The sequence below is a fragment of the Spirosoma validum genome, assembly GCF_014699035.1.
GTDB lineage: Bacteria > Bacteroidota > Bacteroidia > Cytophagales > Spirosomataceae > Spirosoma > Spirosoma validum.
Genome location: NZ_JACXAA010000020.1, coordinates 1 through 21,594, shown reverse-complemented (window position 1 = coordinate 21,594; position 21,594 = coordinate 1). Strand labels below are relative to the sequence as shown.

General features: G+C 48.8%; 16 protein-coding genes. 8 read left to right on the top strand and 8 right to left on the bottom strand.

Translation table 11 applies throughout. The features are described 5' to 3' along the window. Window positions 1-386: 386 nt before the first annotated feature. Window positions 387-1,223 carry a hypothetical protein gene (locus IC230_RS30820; RefSeq protein WP_191042927.1) on the top strand — a complete coding sequence of 279 codons (837 nt, stop codon included), beginning with the start codon at window positions 387-389 and terminating at the stop codon, window positions 1,221-1,223. A 1-nt stretch (window position 1,224) separates the two neighbouring features. Next, complete coding sequence (locus tag IC230_RS30815; RefSeq protein WP_191042926.1) at window positions 1,225-2,652, top strand: hypothetical protein; 1,428 nt, start codon at window positions 1,225-1,227, stop codon at window positions 2,650-2,652. A 157-nt stretch (window positions 2,653-2,809) separates the two neighbouring features. Here the strand turns inward: IC230_RS30815 and IC230_RS30810 are convergent, their stop codons facing one another. Continuing rightward, on the bottom strand, window positions 2,810-3,109 hold the full coding sequence (locus IC230_RS30810) for a hypothetical protein (protein WP_317171877.1): 300 nt from the start codon (window positions 3,107-3,109) through the stop codon (window positions 2,810-2,812). Window positions 3,110-3,206: 97 nt separating this feature from the next. Here IC230_RS30810 and IC230_RS30805 point away from each other — a divergent pair, with 97 nt between their 5' ends. The 3 genes from IC230_RS30805 (at window position 3,207) to IC230_RS30795 (ending at window position 7,500) form a co-directional block, all read left to right on the top strand. Beyond that, entirely contained in the window at window positions 3,207-5,816 is a 2,610-nt protein-coding gene (locus tag IC230_RS30805; protein WP_223860963.1) for a YfhO family protein, read from the top strand. Window positions 5,817-6,131: 315 nt separating this feature from the next. Then, window positions 6,132-6,767 carry a type VI secretion system tube protein Hcp gene (locus IC230_RS30800; protein WP_191042925.1) on the top strand — a complete coding sequence of 212 codons (636 nt, stop codon included), beginning with the start codon at window positions 6,132-6,134 and terminating at the stop codon, window positions 6,765-6,767. A 10-nt stretch (window positions 6,768-6,777) separates the two neighbouring features. Beyond that, window positions 6,778-7,500 (top strand): hypothetical protein, encoded by a 723-nt coding sequence (locus IC230_RS30795; protein ID WP_191042924.1) that lies wholly within the window; start codon window positions 6,778-6,780, stop codon window positions 7,498-7,500. Between the two features lie 164 nt (window positions 7,501-7,664). On the opposite strand, the gene IC230_RS30790 is transcribed toward IC230_RS30795, so the two are convergent. Further along, a complete protein-coding gene (locus tag IC230_RS30790; RefSeq protein WP_191042923.1) occupies window positions 7,665-7,973 on the bottom strand; it encodes a hypothetical protein in 309 nt (102 codons plus the stop codon). A gap of 168 nt (window positions 7,974-8,141) precedes the next feature. Further along, window positions 8,142-8,273: a 30S ribosomal protein THX gene (locus IC230_RS30785; RefSeq protein WP_191042922.1), complete on the bottom strand. Its 132-nt coding sequence runs from the start codon at window positions 8,271-8,273 to the stop codon at window positions 8,142-8,144. A 203-nt stretch (window positions 8,274-8,476) separates the two neighbouring features. On the opposite strand from IC230_RS30785, the gene IC230_RS30780 reads away from it, so the two are divergent. Continuing rightward, on the top strand, window positions 8,477-8,806 hold the full coding sequence (locus IC230_RS30780; RefSeq protein ID WP_191042921.1) for a DUF4377 domain-containing protein: 330 nt from the start codon (window positions 8,477-8,479) through the stop codon (window positions 8,804-8,806). Between the two features lie 37 nt (window positions 8,807-8,843). On the opposite strand, the gene IC230_RS30775 is transcribed toward IC230_RS30780, so the two are convergent. Further along, window positions 8,844-9,845 carry a glycoside hydrolase family 43 protein gene (locus tag IC230_RS30775; RefSeq protein WP_191042920.1) on the bottom strand — a complete coding sequence of 334 codons (1,002 nt, stop codon included), beginning with the start codon at window positions 9,843-9,845 and terminating at the stop codon, window positions 8,844-8,846. Between the two features lie 98 nt (window positions 9,846-9,943). On the opposite strand from IC230_RS30775, the gene IC230_RS30770 reads away from it, so the two are divergent. Next, a complete protein-coding gene (locus IC230_RS30770; protein ID WP_191042976.1) occupies window positions 9,944-12,490 on the top strand; it encodes a glycosyl hydrolase in 2,547 nt (848 codons plus the stop codon). An 11-nt stretch (window positions 12,491-12,501) separates the two neighbouring features. Here the strand turns inward: IC230_RS30770 and galB are convergent, their stop codons facing one another. Both galB and IC230_RS30760 read right to left on the bottom strand, forming a co-directional pair. After that, the gene (gene galB, locus IC230_RS30765; protein WP_317171876.1) at window positions 12,502-14,925 is read right to left on the bottom strand and encodes a beta-galactosidase GalB; all 2,424 of its coding nucleotides are present in this window, start codon (window positions 14,923-14,925) and stop codon (window positions 12,502-12,504) included. A gap of 80 nt (window positions 14,926-15,005) precedes the next feature. Then, a complete protein-coding gene (locus IC230_RS30760) occupies window positions 15,006-16,070 on the bottom strand; it encodes a glycoside hydrolase family protein (RefSeq protein ID WP_191042918.1) in 1,065 nt (354 codons plus the stop codon). A gap of 233 nt (window positions 16,071-16,303) precedes the next feature. On the opposite strand from IC230_RS30760, the gene IC230_RS30755 reads away from it, so the two are divergent. Next, a complete protein-coding gene (locus tag IC230_RS30755; protein ID WP_191042917.1) occupies window positions 16,304-17,425 on the top strand; it encodes a ScyD/ScyE family protein in 1,122 nt (373 codons plus the stop codon). 59 nt (window positions 17,426-17,484) lie between these two features. On the opposite strand, the gene IC230_RS30750 is transcribed toward IC230_RS30755, so the two are convergent. Together IC230_RS30750 and IC230_RS34260 are read right to left on the bottom strand one after the other, a co-directional pair. Then, window positions 17,485-18,369: a sugar phosphate isomerase/epimerase family protein gene (locus IC230_RS30750; RefSeq protein ID WP_191042916.1), complete on the bottom strand. Its 885-nt coding sequence runs from the start codon at window positions 18,367-18,369 to the stop codon at window positions 17,485-17,487. A 131-nt stretch (window positions 18,370-18,500) separates the two neighbouring features. Continuing rightward, entirely contained in the window at window positions 18,501-21,476 is a 2,976-nt protein-coding gene (locus IC230_RS34260) for a sodium:solute symporter (protein WP_223860962.1), read from the bottom strand. Window positions 21,477-21,594 lie beyond the last annotated feature (118 nt).

Sequence of the window (21,594 nt, the reverse complement as noted above, 5' to 3'; positions counted from 1 at the left end):
TAATAAGAATATTGGTAAATAAAAAAGAGTCAAATATGGTGTCTGGTGAATAATTGATAAATTGGCGTATTCATCTGCACCATATGCCTGGACAATTTTGCTACCCTCAACTCATTCGATATTCGCGCCTGCTAAAGGATGGGCGCTGGGAGGAAAATAGATGTAACTCATTTAGCAATCGTGTTTCTGGTTGACCATGTCAACCAGAAACACGATTTTCTTTTTTACGATAGTCGACTTTGTAACCAACGTTTTCGTCAGGAGACATGCTGCGAGCAGTCAGTTTCGCATATTATCTCTCCATGAACACTGATCGTAAGACTCTTCATTTTGAGTAAATAAGCTGTATCTAAAATCACTGTTTAATCTTTTTGACGTCTTATCCAATGAAAAACATTTTACTGATTTCCGTTTTATTCATTAGCTGGACAGTACGAGCACAAGTCCAGACATCCGGCAAAATCACTACAGTGGATAGTCCAACGGGCGTATCGATCCGTAACCGTACCATACAGGACTCAATAGCTGAAGAAGGGGTAATACGTTATTTGAAGTTCGAGAAGGGAAGTGGTCGGCAAGCGGCTGCTCTTACGCCCTCATCCAGCTTATCAACTACGTGCTTTTCGGGCAATTATGCTGATCTAACCAATAAGCCTGTTTTGTTCTCCGGTAACTACATTGATCTGGCCAATAAACCTGTCTTGTTCTCGGGGAATTACGCGGATCTGGCCAACAAACCTGTTTTGTTCTCGGGTAGTTACGCTGACCTGTGCTGTAAGCCGACGACATTGACTGCTTTTGCCAATGATGCCGATTATCAAACGGGTACTCAGGTCCGAGCGACTATTCGTTCCGCTACCGATACGCTCAACACGCGTATCGTTGCGACTACAACGGCCATTAATTCGGTTTCGGCTACGGCTGCACAGGCACTGGCCCTGGCGCAGAATAATCAGGGTTCTACGGGGGGACAGACAGTGACCTATATGCTCCAGTACAGGGCAACGAATGTGAGTACATCGGCGGGTACAGGCCAGACCATTAGCCACAACTTTGGCGCGAACACGGGCATTGACCGGATTGTTGCCTATGAGGTGAATACCCGGGTTAGTGTAGACATGCCGTTCGATACGAATTCCGTTACCGACACGGGCGTAACGATCCAGCCACTTGTCTCCACTACGTATACAGCCATTATTGTTATAGGCCACAAACTGCAATAAGATGAAAAACACACTGTTCGTTTTCTTGTTTCTGAGTGCTTCGGCCCTGGCGCAGCCAGTGCACAATCGAACTACGGGGATAAACTACGCCGATATGATCAGTTGCTTTGCGGCTCTCAAAGATGGCCAAAGCAACATTCTGATCGAAGTCGATGGTCCTCTGACAGCCACAGGCATTGCTACACTCAGCAAGAATATTGCGGGATTAACCATCCGGGGTGTTTCGGGAATGCAGACGCTGGACTGTAACGGGTTCGACTCGTTTATGTCGTTTAATGGTACTGGTAAAACCCTGACCAGTATCACGATCGACAACTTTCGTATAATCAATAACAACACCAACACCGCCAGCGCTGCAGCCCTCCGTTACACAACGGTAGGAGGGACCAATTCGCTAAGTCGACTCACGTTTAACAATTGTAGTATACCCATCAGAGCAACCACCAATTGTGGCTCGTTTGTGGTGGAGGACTGCATTGCCCGAAATTATACAATGGGCGTATTTCGGTTTGGGTTGGGTTCTCAAACGGGCGTACTGCCGGGCGTTCAGGATATGGGCGCGATGATCTTTCGGCGTTGCCAATTCTATGCCGACCGGAACAGTAACTCTGAAGCGGATCTGGTGCTGAAACGAATGCCTGCCTTACTCATTGAAGACTGCGTTTTCAACACCCCATCCAAATACGCTATATCGATTTACGATCCGGTAACTGGCTGTCAGACCACCGTTCGACGCTGTATATTCGTTGGTGGCCATGCTAAAGCTACCTCCGGAGGAACCATCGACGTAGCGCCAAACGTAACGACCGGTTCAGGAACAACGGAAAAGCTTTTGGTTGAGTCCTGCGTATTTGACGGCGAAAAAGCGCAGGCGGTTCAGCAAACAAAGGGATTGGAGGTAAAACTATACAACAACATATTTATTGAAGGGGTAGGTAATGCAACGAACCTGGTCAGCTTTACCAACTCGAAAAATTTTCTGGAACACGACGGAAATATCTATATCGCTAACAGTACCAATACGAATGCATTGGTGAATATTGGAACTATGGGTTATGATTCCGACCAGCTACGTAGTGATTATAATTTATATTACAAAACAACCAGCCGCGGTATTTTTCAAGGAACAACGACGGGGGGGAGCGATCCACGGGCCGTTAATTCATCCACACTGGCGTTACTACAGGCAAAAGGCTACGATGCGCATGGGTTGAATACAAAACCTGTATTCAATACGTCGGATAAGAAAAAGAGTCAATATTATCTTTCGGTTTCCTCGCCAGGACGTAATGGAGGAAATCCCAATTATCCGCCCAGTCAGTCCCCGGTGAGTGGAAAGCTGGTAGGCGCAACCTACGATATGGGCACCCTGGACCTGGATTCATACCGTTACCGGACCGGCCGGTATCGCATTGTAAAGGAAAATTGAGTTCCGAAAATTAGTGCTGCGAAGCAAAGAGTCAACCTTTGACAACGCTTTAAGCGTTGTCAAAGGTGATGTCTATCTAGTGTACCGACTTTGCATAGGTACTCTGTGCCTCTGTGGTCAATTGATCCGGCTAACGTAGTGGAAAATAAGTAGCGGCTCATGTTCGTTGCCGAATGGCAGACTTTAAATAATCGAGCGCGATTTTGCGAATGCCTGGCTCGTCCAGTTCAGCTACCCGCTCACCCCGATGCTCGTAAGGCCAGACCTCGCCCGTGAGCACATCGAACGTACCATACGGCACCAGATCGTATTCTTCGTAACCCCAATACAAAAAATCAGCCGCGTCGGAGGAGTCGTCGAATCCCACGGCGTAGCCAATTTCCTGTTGAGCGAAAACAACGATGTAGCGCATGACACCATATACGTAAAAAGGTGTAGTAGGGTTGCGTGTGTTCACTCTTTTTTAGAAGAGGGGCTGTTGCTAACAATCGACCGGCATTTCTGTCCGTTTTAGCACAAAGCCGTATCTTTGAGCTACGTACTGTTTTTATTCTATGAACCAACCAACCCTGTTTCACCCGCCCCAGCGGACTGGCCTGCTTCCACACCTGATTGCGGTACTGGGGCTGCTCGTGCTGGCCATCATTTATTTTTCACCGGTGCTGTCGGGCAAAACCCTATCTATGTCCGATGTGCAGCAGAGCATGGCGTCGGCTCGCGAAATCCGCGAAATAGCGCAGCAAACGGGCCAGAAACCCCTCTGGACCGATGCTGTTTTCAGTGGTATGCCCGCCTACATGATTGACTTCAATTATCCATTTATTTTCGTTTATAAGGCTGTGATGGGGGTTATTGGATTACTTCCCAATACAGCCAGTGTAGTATTTACGGTTATGCTCGGGGCCTACCTGTTGCTGGTTGTTCTGGGCTGTAACCCCTGGCTTTCGGCGCTCGGTGCAGCTGCCTACGGATTCGGTACATTGAGCATCGTCAGTCTGGAAGCAGGGCACATTTCCAAACTCTATGCCATGGCGTTTGGGTCGGGTGTGCTGGCGGGTGTCATTCTGGCGTTACGGGGTCGTTACTGGCTCGGTGCTGCGCTGACAGGTTTATTTCTGTGCATGGAGTTCGGTGCCAACCACATTCAGATTACGTATTATCTTTTTATCACCATTGGCCTCTACGTTCTTATTGAAGGTATTTCGTTGATCCGGGCGGGTAAAGCGCAACAACTGGCTCTGGGGCTGGCTACACTGGTGTTGGCCGGTGGTCTGGCGGCCGGAAGCTTTGGCAAACGACTGCTTGTGCTCAATCAATACACCAAAGAAACCATTCGCGGTACATCGGAACTAACGGCTAAAACGACCAACCCAGACGGGAAGTCTACCGGCAATGAGTCGAAAAGTGGGTTAGATAAAGACTACGCGTTCAGCTATAGCTACGGCAAAGCCGAAACATTTACGCTGCTCATACCGAATGCTTTTGGTGGCGCGTCGGGCGGGGGCCTGGGTACTGATTCTGAATTTTATAAAGCCATGACGAGTCGGGGTATTGATCCGGCGGCAGCAAAGCAAATGGCTGAACTGGGCGCGCCGACGTACTGGGGCGATCAGCCCATGGTTGGTGGACCTGCCTATGCAGGTGCCGCCCTGATGTTTTTGTTCGTGCTCAGCATGTTCGTCATTCGCACGCCCATTCGCTGGTGGTTACTGAGTGCGGCTGGCGTACTGATTATGCTGGCCTGGGGGAAAAATCTGATGGCCATCAACGGGTTTCTATTCGATTACCTACCATACCTGAACAAATTCCGGGCGATGACGATGGCGCTCTGTCTGGCGCAGTTGTTCATCGGTATCGGGGCCGCACTGGGCATACAAACCATCATCAACCAGAAACTAACCTTTGCCCAACTCCGGCAGCCGCTGCTCATCAGTCTGGCATTAACGGCGGGCGTGTCGTTGCTGCTGGCGCTGTTAGGTACTACGTTCTTTACGTTCCAGACGCCTACGGATCTGGATATGCTGTCGCGTTATTTTGGGGAAGCTGCAAAAGATTTCCAAACGGCGCTGATCAATGACCGGCAAAGTATGTTGCGGAGCGATGCCTTCCGGTCGTTCATTCTGATTCTGTTAACGGCGGGTGCCTTGTGGGGATTTGTAACGGGTAAACTCAAGCCAATCGTTTTCTATCCGGTATTGCTGGCTATCGTTATTTTCGATCTGTTTGGTGTCGACAAAAGATTCCTGAACAACGCAGATTTCATATCCAAATCGCAGGCTAATCAGATTTTCGAGCCCACGGTCGCTGATCAGCAGATTTTGCAGGATAAATCCCTCGGTTATCGCGTGTTCGATCAGACGAGTAATTTCATGAATGATAACCGCGTATCGTATTTCCATCGGTCTATCGGTGGGTATCATGCGGCCAAACTACGTCGGTATAATGAGCTGATTTCCTATGCGTTCCAGCCTAATACGTTGAACATCCTGAACATGCTCAATGCGAAATACGTCATTCAGGCCGGACAGCCCGATCCCGCCAATCCGCAGCAACAACCCGCGGGGCCAATTGCGGCACCTAATCCCGAAGCGCTGGGTGCGGCCTGGTTTGTTGGCCATGTGCAGCAGGTAAGCAATGCGGATGAGGAACTGGCGGTGATGAAAACGCTGAATCCGCGCGATTCGGCAGTGATCGACAAACGGTTTGTTCCTGAGCTGGGCAACCTGCCTGCAACAATGGACCATACCGGCAGCACCATTCAATTAACCAACTACCGACCCGATAAACTGATCTATCAGGTCAATGCCGTTCGCGATGGGCTGGCTGTTTTCTCCGAAATCTATTACCGGGGACAGGAAGACTGGCAGGCGTTTATCGATGGCAAACCGGCTTCTCATCTACGGGCTGATTACGTACTACGGGCGATGCGCATCCCGGCGGGTAAACACACAGTCGAGTTTCGGTTCGATCCGCCACTGGCGCATACGGGCGACACGATTGACCTGATCTGTAACGTATTGCTGATTGCGTTGATTGGCTTCGTGATTTTCCACGAAGGGCGTAATCGGCGTTCTAAATCCCTGCCAGAACCCGAGCCGGTTATGCCATCCGCGCCGGAAGAAATCAGACCGACGCAGCGACCCGCCAAATCGAAGACCCGGTAAGTTCCTTAAATCAGTAAAAAAAAGCTTCGCTAGTTTCTAAGTAGCGAGGCTTTTTTTTGCCATATGACCTGTTCTGTTCTAATCAGAAAGATAGGGTAAAGCCAGGTTGACCCGCCTGAATAGATAAAATTTTTACAAATTGAATTATATGGTAACATAGATTATTTTTATTGGTATAAACGGTAACTTTAATAAGATTATATATAAATATATAAGATTAAGTGAGTTAAACTATTGATAAACTATACTAAATACTTTTTCGTAAATTGCATTAGCTATGACCATAGCGCTTTTTAACCTCATTTTGAATAGTATATGAAATCTGTTAAACTCTTCAGTACGCTCGCAATTTGCCTGATTGCCATCACGGTTCGCGCACAGGACATTTACATGAAATTTACGCCATACGGCAGTGGTGCCGTAGCGACGGTAGGTCTCGGCCCAGACCAAACAGTTAAGGATGGTAATAATACCGTTCGGCTCAATGATTATCTTCAGGTATCCAGTGCCCAGTTCGATGAAGAGCAGACCCTGAACATCGGTTCGCAAAGTTCTGGCGCGGGTGCGGGGAGAGTAGCCTTCAATCCCCTGACGATCACCAAATCGGTGGATGCGCTTACCCCCAAGCTGTTCCAGGCCATGTGTTCTGGAACAGCTTATAAGTTTGTAGAAATTCTGTTTGTTAAACCGACTGCAGATGGTAACACGGCTTCTGTAATCTATAAAGTCCTTCTTAAACTCGCTGGCGTCAAGACGCAGGCGGTCAGTTCGGTGGCTGATTGCGCAAATGGGTGTGTGGCCGAGAGTGTTAGCTTTGAGTATGGTGGGATGATACAATCTACTTACAAGCAGCAGTCGAACGGCTCATTCACGCAAAACCCCCCTGCGGGCTGGAATCGGGTAAGGAATGTACAAGATACAGATCCTTCAACTGAATTAGGAACTAATTAGATAAGCGCTGATGAGTACTCAATTCAGAATGATCCTAAAATCATTTACAGTCAACGGTGCGCTATTCGTTTTAATCCTGCTAGGAAACACCGAATGGGCAAACGCAGGCGGGACAGTAACCACAACGGATCCCCCTTTTTTCAGTATAAAGCAGCGGGCCGATCAGTTAGTGTCTATGACTAAAGCAGGCTATTACACAGCCCAGTTCTCGACCACGCCGAAAGATAAATTTTCGTTTGCTTCCCCGCCCAGGGTCGCGGCTGATCCTTTGCCATGCAGCACTATTTGTCGGAAAGCTGTTATCCAGTATCCCGACCTGACCCCCATCGTCTATGCTCGACCCACAACGCTCTACGGCAATTCCAGCGTAACGGTGATCGTTGATGTAGTAGAAGTCAACAATGTGGCAACCAGCGGACTGATTACGGTCAAACTGACCCGGGACAAAAAAGCCACTCTAAGCTTTTCCCCAACGGTAACACGCATCAACAACCGGGACGTGACGAACAGCCTATGGACTTTCATTGATACCGACCCCAACTACTACGTCCTGACGACAAGTGAACCAATTGCCGCTGGCGACAAGCTGACTTTAGGTTTGTCGGGAACGTTTACCCCAGGAGCCACAACCGGATCTATGACGGCGAGTGTGGTCGTGCTGGGAACGGCCATTGGTGAAGTGCGGGCAACGAATAACGTTGATGCGGATAAGGTCGAATATTTTCAGCAGTGATTCCCGGTTTCGGTATCAGTAGAAAAGTAATACGTAAACAGCCTGCCCCTGATCAGGGGCAGGCTGTTTACGTATGTTTGATCAATTTTGTAAGCCTGAGCTTATCGGCGCCTGCTTACAATACGTACTGGCTTGATACCTACTGTGAATTCGACCGTATCCGCTTAACTGTGAATGGCTAACAGCTGACAGGCCTCGGCTACTTTGTGCTTAAGGTCGGCCAGTCTCTGCTCTTTTTCGTCATCGGATTGAGCCTGACTGAAGGCTACGTATTCCGTACTCCTGGCTGACTCAATCAACTCGCCAGCCTTTGTATAGTTTGCCTGCTCGTCTGGCCCGGCGTTGCCAAGCTGGGTAATGTGTTCACCGATCAGCTTGAGCTTATCGACAATGACCAGCGGGCTGTCGTATTTAATGGCTAGCAGCGTTTTGTAATCAGCCAGAATTCGAGCTTTGATCGATTCGTTTTCCATAGATAGGGGTACGGAGTTTATACTTCCTGTATGTTTAACACAGGGAGCAACTTCATTGTTGAAGAAACTCGTACCTCTGTATAATCTACCTGCTGAACAAACACTGTGTAAGCGAACCGCTTTGGAAAAGACAATCAGTATTCCATCAGTCCGGTTGATAACGATCAATTATTCAAGCGTGTTGACCTCCGGCTTGGGAGGAGCGGCAGTCACTGGTTCGCTGGGTTTATGAGGACGGCTCTTTCCGTATGATCCTCTTGCTATTTTGCCTCTGCGGGATTTTCGATCGCCCTTGCCCATATTATTAGTCGTTCAGTTGTTTAGGGGCTACTCGAAACTAGCTTTGTTTGTTCACCTGAAGCTATTAATGTTAGCTAAAACTCCTCCCATAGTAATGAAGTAAAGGCGCACTGTACTGGAAAAAAAGTAAAAAAGAGTATGGCTCTTGCAACGGATCGGTGATTCAATGGATCACAACAAACAAAACGTACCTTATTTAAACTATGAATCGATTCGTATTATCTCTATTGTTGGTTGTTTTAACCGTGTTATCAAGTTGTGATAAGAATGATCTGAAGCCAGACGTAGTTACAATGCGTGTTGCTGACCATCGACAGGATTGTGTAGGCGTAGGCCCTCAAAAATGCCTGTTGGTGAAAACGGATGGCGACACAGACTGGAAATTCTTTTATAGCGGAATCGAGGGATTTTCCTATGAAGAAGGATTCGAGTATCAGTTGCTTGTCAAACGTGAACCGATCGCCAATCCGCCTGCCGATGGGTCAAGTATCCGCTATACGCTGGTTGAAATCGTAGATAAGATTAAAATGTAAGTGCTTTTTTCGATGTTTAGGGGTAACAGACGGATCATTACTTTAATGCCCTTGCCTCTACCCCCTCAACGGTGATCTTCACCGGTTTAATCGCCCCTTTTTCATCGAAATACATCCGGTCGATGCAGGTTTCGCGATGGTTACCGTCTGTTTCGGTTAGTGGGCGACGGTGGTAAATAATGTACCATTCATCTTTACCGGGAACCTGAATCACCGAATGATGGCCGGCACCCCTGGCCACCGTCGGGTCTTGCTGAAGAATTTTGCCCACCCGCTCGAACGGGCCAAAAGGCGACGATGACGTAGCATAGGCCACGGAGTAATTTGGCCCCGTCCAGCCCCCTTCCGACCACATGAAATAATACGTACCGTTCCGAACAAACATGATCGGGCCTTCGACGTAATTTTTCGGCGTGATCTCGCGATACGTAGTGCCATCTGGAAATGGCAGAAAGCCCGTAAAATCATCGTTCAATCGAGCGATGTTACAGTGACTCCACCCGCCATAGATCAGGTAATATTGACCGTCCTTGTCTTTAAAAACAAACTGATCGATTGGCTGCGCACCGTTATGAATCTGGCCCACCAGTGGTTTGCCTAAATAGTCGCGGAACGACCCGGCTGGGTTATCGGCAACAGCCACGCCAATACCACCAACTTCTTTTTTGTCATCGTGAATATCGTTGGCGCCAAAGAACAGAAAGTACTTGCCACCTTTCTCAATAATGGCGGGTGCCCACATAGCCTTTTTTGCCCACTTAACGGCTGTTGAGTCGAGAATACGGCTGTGTTTGGTCCAGGTGACCAGATCGGGCGAGGAGAATGCATCAAAAAACACCTGCTGATTGTATGGCGCTGAATAGGTCGGGTAAATCCAGTATTGTTTGCCGAAAATAACCCCTTCAGGATCAGCATACCAGCCTGGAAAAACGGGGTTGCCTGATTTTTTTGGTGTAGTTTTCGGTGAACTTTGCGCCAGGCTGAACGTACTGATAAGCGTAAGGAAACCGAGGGATAGGATAAAGCGTAAACGATGCATAACAGAGGAACGTAGCAATCAATGAATACGGATGATTGGGTAAAAGTAAAAACAAAACCTGCTTTATCCATAGCGAATACAAAATCGAAAGCTCCGTGATAAAAAGATTCCTGCTTCTGTCTTTCCTGTTTGCTGTCACTACGGTCGCTAATGCCCAATCGCTTGCGCAGACCAGCCGCCCCTGGACGTACTGGTGGTGGATGGGCAGCGCCGTCAACGAGGCCGACATTACCCGGCAACTGGAGCAGTTTGCGGGGGCTGGTCTGGGTGGGGTTCACATTATTCCCATCTACGGCGTGCGTGGCTACGAAAAACAGTTTATTCCCTTTCTGAGCGACCGTTGGCTGGCCGTTTTTGCGCATACTGTTCGGGAGGCCAACCGGGTCGGTTTAGGTGTTGACCTGAGTGCGGGTACTGGCTGGCCGTTTGGCGGACCGAACGTAACGCCCGATATGGCCGCCAAACAATGGAAAGTTATCGACGGAAAATTGACAACTGAGCTAACCAAGCAACAGGTCAAACGGGCGGCTCCCGGAGGGGCAGGGTTGGTTGTGGATTATTTCGACAAAACGGCCGTTCGGCAATACCTCACCCGCTTCGACTCAACACTGGTCCGGCTTCCGCAAAAACCGAGAGCGGTTTATAACGATTCTTATGAAGTATACGGAGCCAATTGGTCCACCACGTTTGCGGATGAGTTTAAGAAACGACGTGGGTATGATCTGAACAGTCAGTTACCGGCGTTCCTGGACACAACGGGAACCGAAACCGGGATCTGGGTAAAACAGGATTTTCATCAGACACTTTCTGACTTATTGCACGATGGTTTCACCGATACCTGGACCGGCTGGGCGCAATCGAAGGGCTATAAAACCCGGAATCAGGCGCACGGGTCACCCGGTAATTTACTTGATTTGTACGCACTGACCGATATTCCCGAAACCGAGTCGTTTGGCAGTAGCCGCTTTCCAATTCCTGGCTTGCGTGTCGATAAATATTACGACGTAGAGCGCTTTGGAACGCCCCATCCACTGGCCATGAAGTTTGCCTCGTCAGCAGCTAACCTGACCGGTAAACCGTTGGTTAGCTCCGAAACAACGACCTGGCTGGCGAATCATTTTCATGTATCGTTGTCACAGATCAAACCGCAGATCGACGAGTTATTTACGGCGGGCATCAACCACATTTTTTACCACGGCACAAACTATTCACCCGCAGCGGAGGCCTATCCCGGCTGGTTGTTTTATGCCTCGACTCACTATGGCCCGACGTCACACTTGTGGCCCCATTTTCCGCTACTAAATCAATATATCGAACGTTGTCAAAGCCGTTTGCAACGGAGTCGGCCTGATAACGACGTATTGGTTTATTTTCCTATCCACGATCTGTGGTCAACACCCGCTAAATCGGCTGGCGGGATTCATCAGTTAGAAGTTCACCATGTGGAGCGATGGTTATTGCCGTTACCATTTGGCCGACTTGGGGAGCAATTGTTGCAACGCGGCTACTCGTTCGATTATGTATCGGATGATCTGCTGGCTAAGCTAACCGTCGATAAGCAGGGGCAACTGAAAAGCGGTTCTGCTACGTATCGGGTGTTGCTGATTCCCCGCTGTACGTATCTGCCCGAAACGACGCTTGCTCAGATCGAAAAATTGGCAAAGCAGGGGGTACGGGTTGTGTTTGCAGACCAATTGCCGAAGCAGGCTGCCGGTTTTTATCAGCACCAGTCGCGTTCGTTGGCGATGCAGCAGCGGGGAAAAGAGTTACAGAAATTACGTTCGGTGCGGGTAAGTCAGAATGTATTTCAGACGCTCGACAGTCTGGGCGTTCGCTCCGAACAGCTGGCTTCATCCGGGTTGTCGTTCATTCGCAAACAAATCGCCGATACGACGCAGTACTTTATCACGAATCTCGGCGATCGTTTCCAGGAAGGCTGGGTGACACTGTCAATGATCGGTAACGCTACGCAATACGATCCCCTGACTAATCAAATCCAACAGATAGAACAACGTAGAACATCGGCTGGGAAGGACGAAGTGTTTTTGCATGTTAAACCGGGTCAGTCGTTTTTTATTAACGTAGTAAAGTCAGCTCGTTCTGTAACAAAAACGGCTGAACGGTCTCATGATGAATCGGTGATCGCACAACTAAACGGCCCTTGGCAATTCCAGTTTCAGAAAGGAAGACCAGCACTTACTTTACAGCAAACGATGCCAATGCTGACCTCCTGGACGACGCTGAGCGATTCGGCTTCGTACTTTTCCGGCCAAGGGCATTACGTATCAACGTTCGATTTACCCGCCACGCTGGATATCACCCAAACCTATACGCTTGATCTCGGCGACGTGCGGGAAGTAGCGGAGGTACGGCTCAATGGGCAACCACTCGGTACAGCCTGGTGCATCCTATTTCAGTTGACCATTCCAGCCAACCGGCTTCGGCGGGGAGCGAATCGACTGGAAATCGACGTAACGAATCTCTCGGCCAATTACATGCGGCTGTATGACCGCCAGAACCCAGGCTGGAAAAAGTTTTACGACATTAACATCGTAGACATTCGCTACCAACCTTTCGATGCGTCGAAATGGGAACCCATGCCTTCGGGGCTTCTCGGTCCGATTCAAATTCGACGTAGTTTCTGACAGCAGCTAAATTACCGACTACTCAACTCAATAGTAGAGCTTTGTAATCCTTCCGACGTAGCATTAACGGTTATCTTTCCCGCTTTTTCTGTTGTTTGAATGATGGCGAGACATTTTCCATTGTAAGCCTTTCTGTAGTTGGCTTTGAACGGTTCAAGGCTAGCCTGATAGCCATTGTCGACGCCCACCAATTCGCCCTCGCCCTGGATGTTGAACGTAATAAGGTGACTGGCATCTGGGATGAGATTATCTTGTTCGTCCAGTACATTTACGGTGATGAATGACAGATCCTTGCCATCAGCTTTAAGTATATTTCGATCAGCAACCAATTGAATTTTAGCGGGTTTGCCAGCAGTTGAAATTGTTTGGGTAAGTATGGTTTGGCCCGCCTTTCGGGAGATAGCTTTTAACGTACCGGGTTCGTATGGAACGCGCCACATGACATGCAACTCATCGCCGGTTTTCTTACGAACGCCCAGGGATTTCTCATTCAGGAAAAGCTCGACTTCATCGGCCTGACTGTAATACGCCCACACGTCAACCGTCTTGCCTTTTGGCCAATTCCAGTGCGGGAACAAGTGCAGAACAGGCTTATCAGTCCACTCAGATTGGTAGAGATAATACACATCTTTGGGAAAACCGGCCAGGTCCAGAATGCCGAAATACGAACTCCGGGCAGGCCACGGATAGGGGTGAGGCTCACCTAAATAATCGAAGCCAGTCCAGATAAAGAGCCCCGCCATATGCGGGTATTTTTTGATAACTTTCCAGGTCTGTTCGTGCGTAGAGCCCCAATAAGCGGCTTCGTTGTCATAGGCTGATGCGGTCCAATCGGGGTTACCATCCGTGAACTTGGTCGGCCCGCCTTTACCCCACATACGTATCGAATCTGAGGGCATGTCGTAATGCCCGCGCGTTTGCAGGGATGAACCGGTTTCGGACGCCAATACAGACTGATTCGGAAACGTTTTTGGAAAATCGGCGTAGGCTTCGTGCTTATAGTTGAAGCCCAACAAATCCAGAACGCCGGAGCGATAAATAAAATTTTTCTCCGGTACATTCTCGGTCAGCGCCGACGTAACGGGGCGGGTTGAATCCAGTTTTTTAACAATACCGGCCAGTTCTTTCGTAATTGTAAGCCCCGTTGAATCGAACTGCTCGCGGATTTCGTTGCCGATACTCCACATAAAAATTGACGGATGATTTCGGTCACGACGAACCATATCTTCGAGATCGGTTTTGTGCCAGGCGTCCCAGTTGAGTCCGTAATCCTGTTTCGTCTTTTTTTTCTTCCACATATCAAAGGCTTCGTCCATAACGATAAACCCCATCTGGTCGCATAAGTCCAGAAATTCGGGTGTGGGTGGGTTGTGCGACGTGCGAACTGCGTTGCAACCCATGGCCTTCAATAACTCAAGCTGTCGTTGTATCGCTCGCACATTCACGGCAGCACCCAAGGCGCCTAAGTCATGGTGCAGACAAACGCCCAGAATTTTCATCGACTGTCCGTTCAGCGAAAAACCGGTAGCTGGATCAAATTTGAAATAGCGAATGCCGAGTGGCGTTTCGTACGTATCTACCAGTTGATTTTGACTGTAAACTCGGGTTACGATTTTATACAGGTAAGGTTTGTCAACTGACCACAAAATTGGATTTTTTACTTCAAATGGCTGTGTAACCGTCGATAGCGTATCCAGTAGGCGAACTGCTGCGGATATTGACGTAGCGACTTCTTTGCCCGTCGCATCCAGAATAACGCTGTTGATGCTGACGGTTTGCGGTTTCCCATCGGAGCGCCCACCGAACGCGTTACGAATGCTGGTTTGCAACGTAACGCTGGCGTTCTGATTCGTTACCGCTGGCGTCGTTACGTAGGTACCCCAATGATCAACAGCAATAGGCGACGTAGTGATCAATCGCACGTTCCGGTAAATGCCTGAGCCCGTATACCAGCGGGAATTGGGTTGCGCCGAATTATCAACCCGTACCGCAAGAATGTTCTTCACATTACCAACGTTTAGGTATTTCGTCAGCTCATAGCGGAAGGAACTGTAGCCATATGGCCGGATGCCCAACGAATGCCCATTAATCCAGACTTCACTGTTTCGATAAATCCCATTGAATTCAATGAAAACGTTTTTACCTTTTGCCGAAACGGGCACCGTAAACGCCTTTCGATACCAGCCGATGCCAGTTGGTAACGCACCTTCCTGCGTGGTGCTCAAATGGTGTTCACTAAACTGCCCTTCGATGCTCCAGTCGTGGGGTAAGGTTAGCGTTCGCCAGTCCGAATCGTTGAACGCTACGTCCTTTGCTTTCGCTTCGTCGCCCAGATGAAACCGCCAATTTTTGTTGAAATCCTGAATGGTACGGGGTTCGTTCTGGGCGAAAACGGGAGCGGTGAACAAACTCAGTAATAAGTAGATTAATCCCACTACGTAGTGTCGGTCTTGAGAAACCTCATTTGTCAGATGTAAGCATCTGACACCACTAATCCCGAGAAAAGGCTTATTCCTCATGGCTTCTTATTGGCAGGTGCAGGCACGAACGTCTTTTTACTTTTCCCTAAATCAACCGATGTAGCGACGGCAATGCCTCGTTGATCTGCTTTATTGACAGCACAGTAGAAATGATAAACAATGCCATCGTGCTTCACAACGAACGATTTGTGAGCATATAGCTCGTCATAGGGTTCCGACGGCTCGACCAGATTTGCGCCTGACCAATCTGTCCAGTTGACCAGATCCGTTGAAACAGCAAATCGGTTGAAGGCTCCTTTTCGATCTTCCCAAAACGCGCCGAAGTAGAACATGACGTAGAGATCACCGATTTTCTGAATAACAGCATCGCCTGTGATACCAACCGGATGCATCAGAACGGGCTCTGTCTGAAAGCGTTGCCAGTTTAGCATATCGTCCGAAACAGCCATGCCGATACGTTCAAACCAGCGGGTTTTATTCACCCCGGTCGTATCGCCATTGGCATTGTAGTACATCACAAACGGGTGACCCGTCAGTTTTTTCGGATCGTGAATGACGGTGCTCTTGTATAATTTTCGATTTTCCCACCAGCGCGTGTCGGCATCTTTGGCGGTCAGAACGGGCGTCGATTGCCGTTGCCATTCATGCGCTATCGTGGGCTCCTGAGACGTATAAGCGATGCCAATTGACAAATCACCTGCTTCATAACCTTTAGCAGCACCGCCGATATACGATAGCCAATACTTGTTCTGGTACTTCTCCAGCTCGTAGTTTCCGCCCCACTGGTAATTCTGTAAAGCATTATAACCTGCTTTCTGATTCGCATCCCACTGCGTACTGTCGGAGAACGACATGATACGTCCCAGCGTCTCCCACTTCAACAGATCGTTGCTTTTGGCCAACCAGGTTTCATAACCGCGCCCGTCGTAGATCAGGTACGTCATGTACCATTTCTTATCTTTCAGAAACACCGTTGGGCAATCCATTTTTCGCGAATTGTCGGCGGGTGTCATCACCAATCCGTACTTGAACGGCGTTTTGACTTCGTCATAAATTCGCTGCATCTGCGCATCGGAAACACGCGCAGACTGAGCAAACATAGGTGTGGATAGAAGGCAAAGAAATATAATTCGGATGAGTTGGGAAGTCATTGCGCTGATTAATTGCGGCTTAGGGTGACTGAGGCTACAAATCTATCCGCGATGAAGATTATACGTGTCTATTATTTTTTCTGAAGATTATAGCATGTTAGCGTGCCAAAGAAACAGTAGGCATTCTGCCTTATTATCTTCTCGTTGTGACACAAATAACCTTCTCACCAATCCATTCATTCATGAAAAACACAGTTGCAAAACCTCAGTCAAAAGAATTAGCTGCAGCATGGTCTCGCCATCTCTCCCGAAAAGTTAATCCATCTGCCGACGTAGTAGGCTGGCCTCGTGCGAACCGGATACGTAACGTATCAATTTTTTTCCTCCTGCTCGGGATCGTTGTCTACACGACCGGCTGTCAAAACCTGCTGGTTGATCATCCCAGTCAACCTCAGGTCACTTCCTTCGCTTCGGGGTTGGTGGCTCCGCTGGGTCTGGAAGCCGATGCCAAAGGTCAGTTGTGGGTGACGGAAGCTGGTAGCGGAACGGCCAATGATGGTCAGCTTACCCTTGTCACGCCTGACGGAAGAAAGTATCCTGTAATTCAGGGTTTTACATCAAAAGCTAGTCCGGAGGGAGCTATATTTGGACTCAATCACGTACTTCTTCAGGGGAATACACTCTGGATGTTACACGGGGTAGAAGGGAGGCTTTACCAATTTGATATTACGTCCTTTAAACTGGGCGATATGCCTTTACAAGCTAGTAACATAGCGTTTGAAGATATTGGCAAGTTTGTGAAAGACCATGATTTTCCGGACGATACGGGTGAATCGGATGTATTTAATCTGACGGTTGGGCCCGATGGCGACCTGTTCATTGTGGATGCGGGCGCCAATGCTATCATTCGCCGGAGCGCTGCTACGAAAGCGTTCAGTGTTTTTTCGACCATTCCCCCAATTATTCAGCCTAGCGGGGATACGCTCGAAGCGGTACCTACAGGCATTGTGTTTGATGGCCAGAAATTCCTGGTCAGCAACTTTACGGGTTATCCGTTTCCTACAGGACAGGCAACTATCTACCAGTATGATCTTCAGGGCAGTGAGTCGGCTTATCAAACGGGGTTGACGACTATGACGGATATTGAGCTAGGGTTAGATCAGCAACCCGTGGTCGTTGAGTATGGAATCTTCAACGGACAGGGATTCGAAGACAATTCGGGTTCGATCGTTCGCTCGACAGCTCAGTCAAATACGAGGTTGGTTAGTGGATTGAATTTTCCTAACTCGATCAAGCGAACAGGGCCGAATACGTATTACGTCGCTCAGACCTTCGACGGAACCATTCAGAAAGTAACTCTGTGAGTTAGTGGGATAGAACCTCCGCGGTGTTGGCCTTAAGAATTCGACACCGCGGAGTCAAGTCAACCAGCCTGAAAGATAGATTTTAAATAAGCAGCATTCGCGCTGAAGTTCTTTTTGACGTTACGTGGGTCGCTGGCATCGCGGGAACGCTCGATGACCAGCCAGCCTTTCCAGTGCATATCGTCCAGTGTTTGCTTCACTTTTTTGAGGTCAATACGGGGGTTGTTCTGGAGCCAGACGCCGTCTTCGTCCGTGCAGTGGATCTGGCAAATACGCGTTTTGCCAAGTATTCGCAATTCGTCGTGCAAGTCGCGTCCGGCTTTGAGTGGATTTGAGAAATTGACATAAATCTGGATATTCTTCGATCCAATGTCGTCCAGCAGCGCGACTTCTCCTTTTGCATCCAGCGATGTTTCAATACCAACAATCACGCCCGCTTTTCTGGCCATCTTACCAACGACTTTCAGGCGCTCAACAATAGCCGGACGTAATTCAGGATTCTTGACTAAATCGCCCTGAATACCCAATGGCAGAAACGCTACCTTCACATTCATGGCATTCATTGTATCGAAACAATCCTGAATCATGCGCTGATACGTTGGCCGCGTGGCGAAAGATTGCGCATAAAATCCCGTCATTGCCAGGGAACAGATTTCGAGATTCAATTCCTTTGCTTTTGCCAGAAACTGCTGCCGAATTTCTGGATTAGCCAGTTGGTTATCGAATGTTTCGCGTTGACCCAAGCCACCCATATCAACTTCCAGACCATCGGCACCAATCTCCTTCGTGAGCTGGAATGCGCCGAGTTTCTGCCGTTTGAGAATCATCAAATCAACGACGGCAATCTTATACGTAGGCTTCGTTTTCACCCATGCTTCAGGTAAAAATAATCCGGCTGATAGGAGTGAACTGGACGTAATGAATTGTCGGCGGTTGAGGAGCATGGTCGTTGGGCGATGTGGTGTCGGGTTGTTAAACCCGACACTGTGCGGTTTCTCAAAACCGTTTCAGAATGTTACACGCGGTTTTGAGAAACCGCACTCGTCAGATTTAGGAACCTGACGTCACGTTAAAGTCATTGTACCAACTTCTCCAAATCCTCGAACTTTCGGATGGCGGTAGCGGGCAGGTTTTCGCCTTTTTCACCGAAGACATACATCTCCGGGTATTTCTCGATGGTACATTTCGATTCGTCGATGCTGCCGGATTTATCCTGTACGTTCCTGATATCTAGGGCAAAGTTCTTCGCGAGAAAATCATACAGCGCCAGCCGCTTGTTGACCCCGTAATCGTGGCCTTCCTGTGGCAAATGCACGTTTTTTACTACGCCGGTTTTTCCGTAGAAGCCGTAGATACGTTGCAGAAAGGGAAATTCTGTGTCGGGTACGTGCTGGGTCCAGTCTTTGCCGTCGGAGATGGCCAGTTGCGGGCGGGGAGCCGCCATAGCTGCAATCTCGACGTTGTTCGTGCCGCTGCCGCAAAGGTGTACGCCCATACCGCTTTCGCAGGGACAACCGCCACTGTGATAGGCCGATAGCATCACCACCGGCACGCTCAACGTAATGCGGTCGTCCAAGGCGGTCAAGAGCATCGTCTGACTTCCGCCACCCGAACCTCCACTAATCGCAACGCGCTTCGGGTCGGCATTTTTGAGTGTCAGCAGCCAATCCAGACTACGCATTCCGTTGAGTATTTGAATCGTTTGGGCAAGACTTTTTCGATGATCTTCCGACTTGAATTGCAACGCCGATTCGCCCCAGGCGAACAGATCATAACTAAAGGCAATGGCGCCCAGTCGAGCCTGCATCGCACACCGATATTGTGCGTCGGCCCGGTAGCGTCCATCCCCAAAATGCCCGTCGGGATTGAGAATGACGGGCATCAGAACTTTAGTATTCAGTGGCTTATAAAGAGATCCTGTTACGTATAAACCCGGCAGGGTTTCAATGGCTACGTTCTCAACCGTATAGCCATCGTAGGTACGTTTGTTCGTAATGATGGGCTGACTGTTGGGTTTGGCGGGCAGATGTGACAGTTTAAGAGCCTCCCACATACAGGTTTTCAACTCCGCTTTGCGTTTTTCCCAACTTGTTACGTCGGTATACAACGTTGCCAGATAGTCGAGTTGTTGTTTGCCTTCGTCGGGGGTTTTGAGGTGGTATTGAAACGCCTGGAGTTTGTATTTTTTATCGCCTTCTTTGGCAAACGTAATGTCCTGCGACGCCAGAATATTCGTCATCGTTTTCTCGACATCTCCCGGTCGAAACCGCCAGTCGGCATACGTAACGAATTTGTCTTTGATTAGCTCTTCGGGGTAGCGAATTTTAACGGCATAGCGACTCTCAATTTCATCAATGACTTCCTTGAGTGGCTTTTTAAATTGATCATCAGATGTTTGAGCAGATGCTGTTAGACTGCATCCAAGTAATAAAACGATGACGCCCAGTTTCCCGGCTGCTTCAAATCTAGTCCGGTTCGACGCATCGGAAGTTTCTTTTGCCGCTTCTTTCGATGCGGTCCGCCAGCCGCTGTATAATAGATTCCTGTCGAGCTTCGGTTTGGGGAAGAACAAGCTTGCCACGTAGCCAACGCCAATCACGATCAGGTGGCTATACACGCCCAGCATCAGTTTGTGATGCGTAAAATTATACGTACCCAGATCCAGCAACAGCCGTTTGTTGTCGCCATACCCGATTTTAGTCGACGTCAGAAACGCGTAAGCCGTAAACAGAATGCACACGATAATCGCAATGTTGACGCCCTGTTTGTTAGCCCGTGCGCTAAAGATGCCGAGCAGAAAAATTCCGACGATCCCGCCCGAAAAAATAGCATACAACGTAAAGACAATCCCCAATACACCCTCATTTCCAGCCTGCAAATAGATGGCCCCAATACCAATCGCTATCAAACCCGAAAGGACGACAATTCCCTTGCTGATCGTCAGATACTCTTTATCGGTACGTGCCGGACGGAATTTCTTGTAAAAATCTTCCAGACCAACAGCGGCTAACGAATTCAGGTCGGCGCTGAGGCTGCAAATGGCCGCTGAAATCATAGCCGCCAGAATAAATCCGACCACACCCGTTGGGAATTTGGTCATGATAAAATACGGAAAAACCGCATCGGGACGTAGCGACGGCGGCAATGGTTGCTGCTTGTAATACACAAACAGAGCCGTGCCGATGAACATGAACAACGCCCAAACCGGTACCGTCAGCGAGATGCCCAGAATGGACGCTTTGATGGCGGCTTTGTCAGTTTTGGCGGTAAGATACCGTTGCACAACGGTCTGATCAGTACCGTATTTCTGAACGGCGTAGAACGCGCCGTTGATGACCATGACGACGAACGTGAGCTTCGTAAAGTCGAGTTCATAAGGACCAAATCCCGTTCGATTATTGGCTGACGCTACGTTGATGATTTCGGGCAAACCGCCGTTGACGGAGAAAATAATGACCGCTACGCAGAGAATGCCGCTGGCAAAGAGCATAAATCCCTGAAACACATCCAGCCAGATAACGGCCTCAATGCCACCCAGTAAATTGACGGCAATGATGATCAATCCAACCAGAACAATGATGTAGAACGTGTTGCCGCCGGTCATGTTGGTCAGGGCGACAGCTAATAGAAAGAAGACGGTTCCCATGGACGAAAATTGCCTGAGAACGAACGCAATGGAGCTGTAATAGCGCGCAAAACTACCGAAGCGTTTTTCGAAGTATTCGTACGTACTGAGCCCGATCACTTTGCGATACAGCGGCACAATAAACCAGATGGTGCCCAGCAAGACAATAGGCACCATTAAGCCTTGTACCAGCAAAATCCAATTGGACGAATAGCCCTCGCTCGGATACCCCAGGAACGTAACGCTGCTGATCAACGTAGCGAGCAGTGACATCCCGATTGCCCAGGCGGGTACTCTACCTTTGGCGGCAAAATACGTCTGGGTTGTATTCTGATTTTTAGCGTAGCGCAAACCAAAATACAGGTTGATTATCAACACCGTAACGATTATCAGGTAATCAATTACGCTCAAGGTTAGGTTTGGCATTCGGTTTGAAAATAAAACAGTATAAATAGATTATAGAGTAGTTTTTTGTCATTCTATGTTTGTGCGCGTTCCTTTTTGAGTGCCTCCGTCGGTAGACTACCTTTTGTCAAAGGTCATC

Bases quoted from the DNA above. Each gene is read 5' to 3' on its own strand.
- IC230_RS30820 (WP_191042927.1), top strand. From the start codon at position 387: ATGAAAAACATTTTACTGATTTCCGTTTTATTCATTAGCTGGACAGTA.
- IC230_RS30755 (WP_191042917.1), top strand. From the start codon at position 16,304: ATGAAAAACACAGTTGCAAAACCTCAGTCAAAAGAATTAGCTGCAGCA.
- IC230_RS30760 (WP_191042918.1), bottom strand. From the start codon at position 16,070: ATGTTTGCTCAGTCTGCGCGTGTTTCCGATGCGCAGATGCAGCGAATT.
- IC230_RS30750 (WP_191042916.1), bottom strand. From the start codon at position 18,369: ATGCTCCTCAACCGCCGACAATTCATTACGTCCAGTTCACTCCTATCA.
- IC230_RS30790 (WP_191042923.1), bottom strand. From the start codon at position 7,973: ATGGAAAACGAATCGATCAAAGCTCGAATTCTGGCTGATTACAAAACG.
- IC230_RS30805 (WP_223860963.1), top strand. From the start codon at position 3,207: ATGAACCAACCAACCCTGTTTCACCCGCCCCAGCGGACTGGCCTGCTT.
- IC230_RS30780 (WP_191042921.1), top strand. From the start codon at position 8,477: ATGAATCGATTCGTATTATCTCTATTGTTGGTTGTTTTAACCGTGTTA.
- IC230_RS30795 (WP_191042924.1), top strand. From the start codon at position 6,778: ATGAGTACTCAATTCAGAATGATCCTAAAATCATTTACAGTCAACGGT.
- IC230_RS34260 (WP_223860962.1), bottom strand. From the start codon at position 21,476: ATGCCAAACCTAACCTTGAGCGTAATTGATTACCTGATAATCGTTACG.
- IC230_RS30815 (WP_191042926.1), top strand. From the start codon at position 1,225: ATGAAAAACACACTGTTCGTTTTCTTGTTTCTGAGTGCTTCGGCCCTG.
- IC230_RS30775 (WP_191042920.1), bottom strand. From the start codon at position 9,845: ATGCATCGTTTACGCTTTATCCTATCCCTCGGTTTCCTTACGCTTATC.
- IC230_RS30785 (WP_191042922.1), bottom strand. From the start codon at position 8,273: ATGGGCAAGGGCGATCGAAAATCCCGCAGAGGCAAAATAGCAAGAGGA.
- IC230_RS30800 (WP_191042925.1), top strand. From the start codon at position 6,132: ATGAAATCTGTTAAACTCTTCAGTACGCTCGCAATTTGCCTGATTGCC.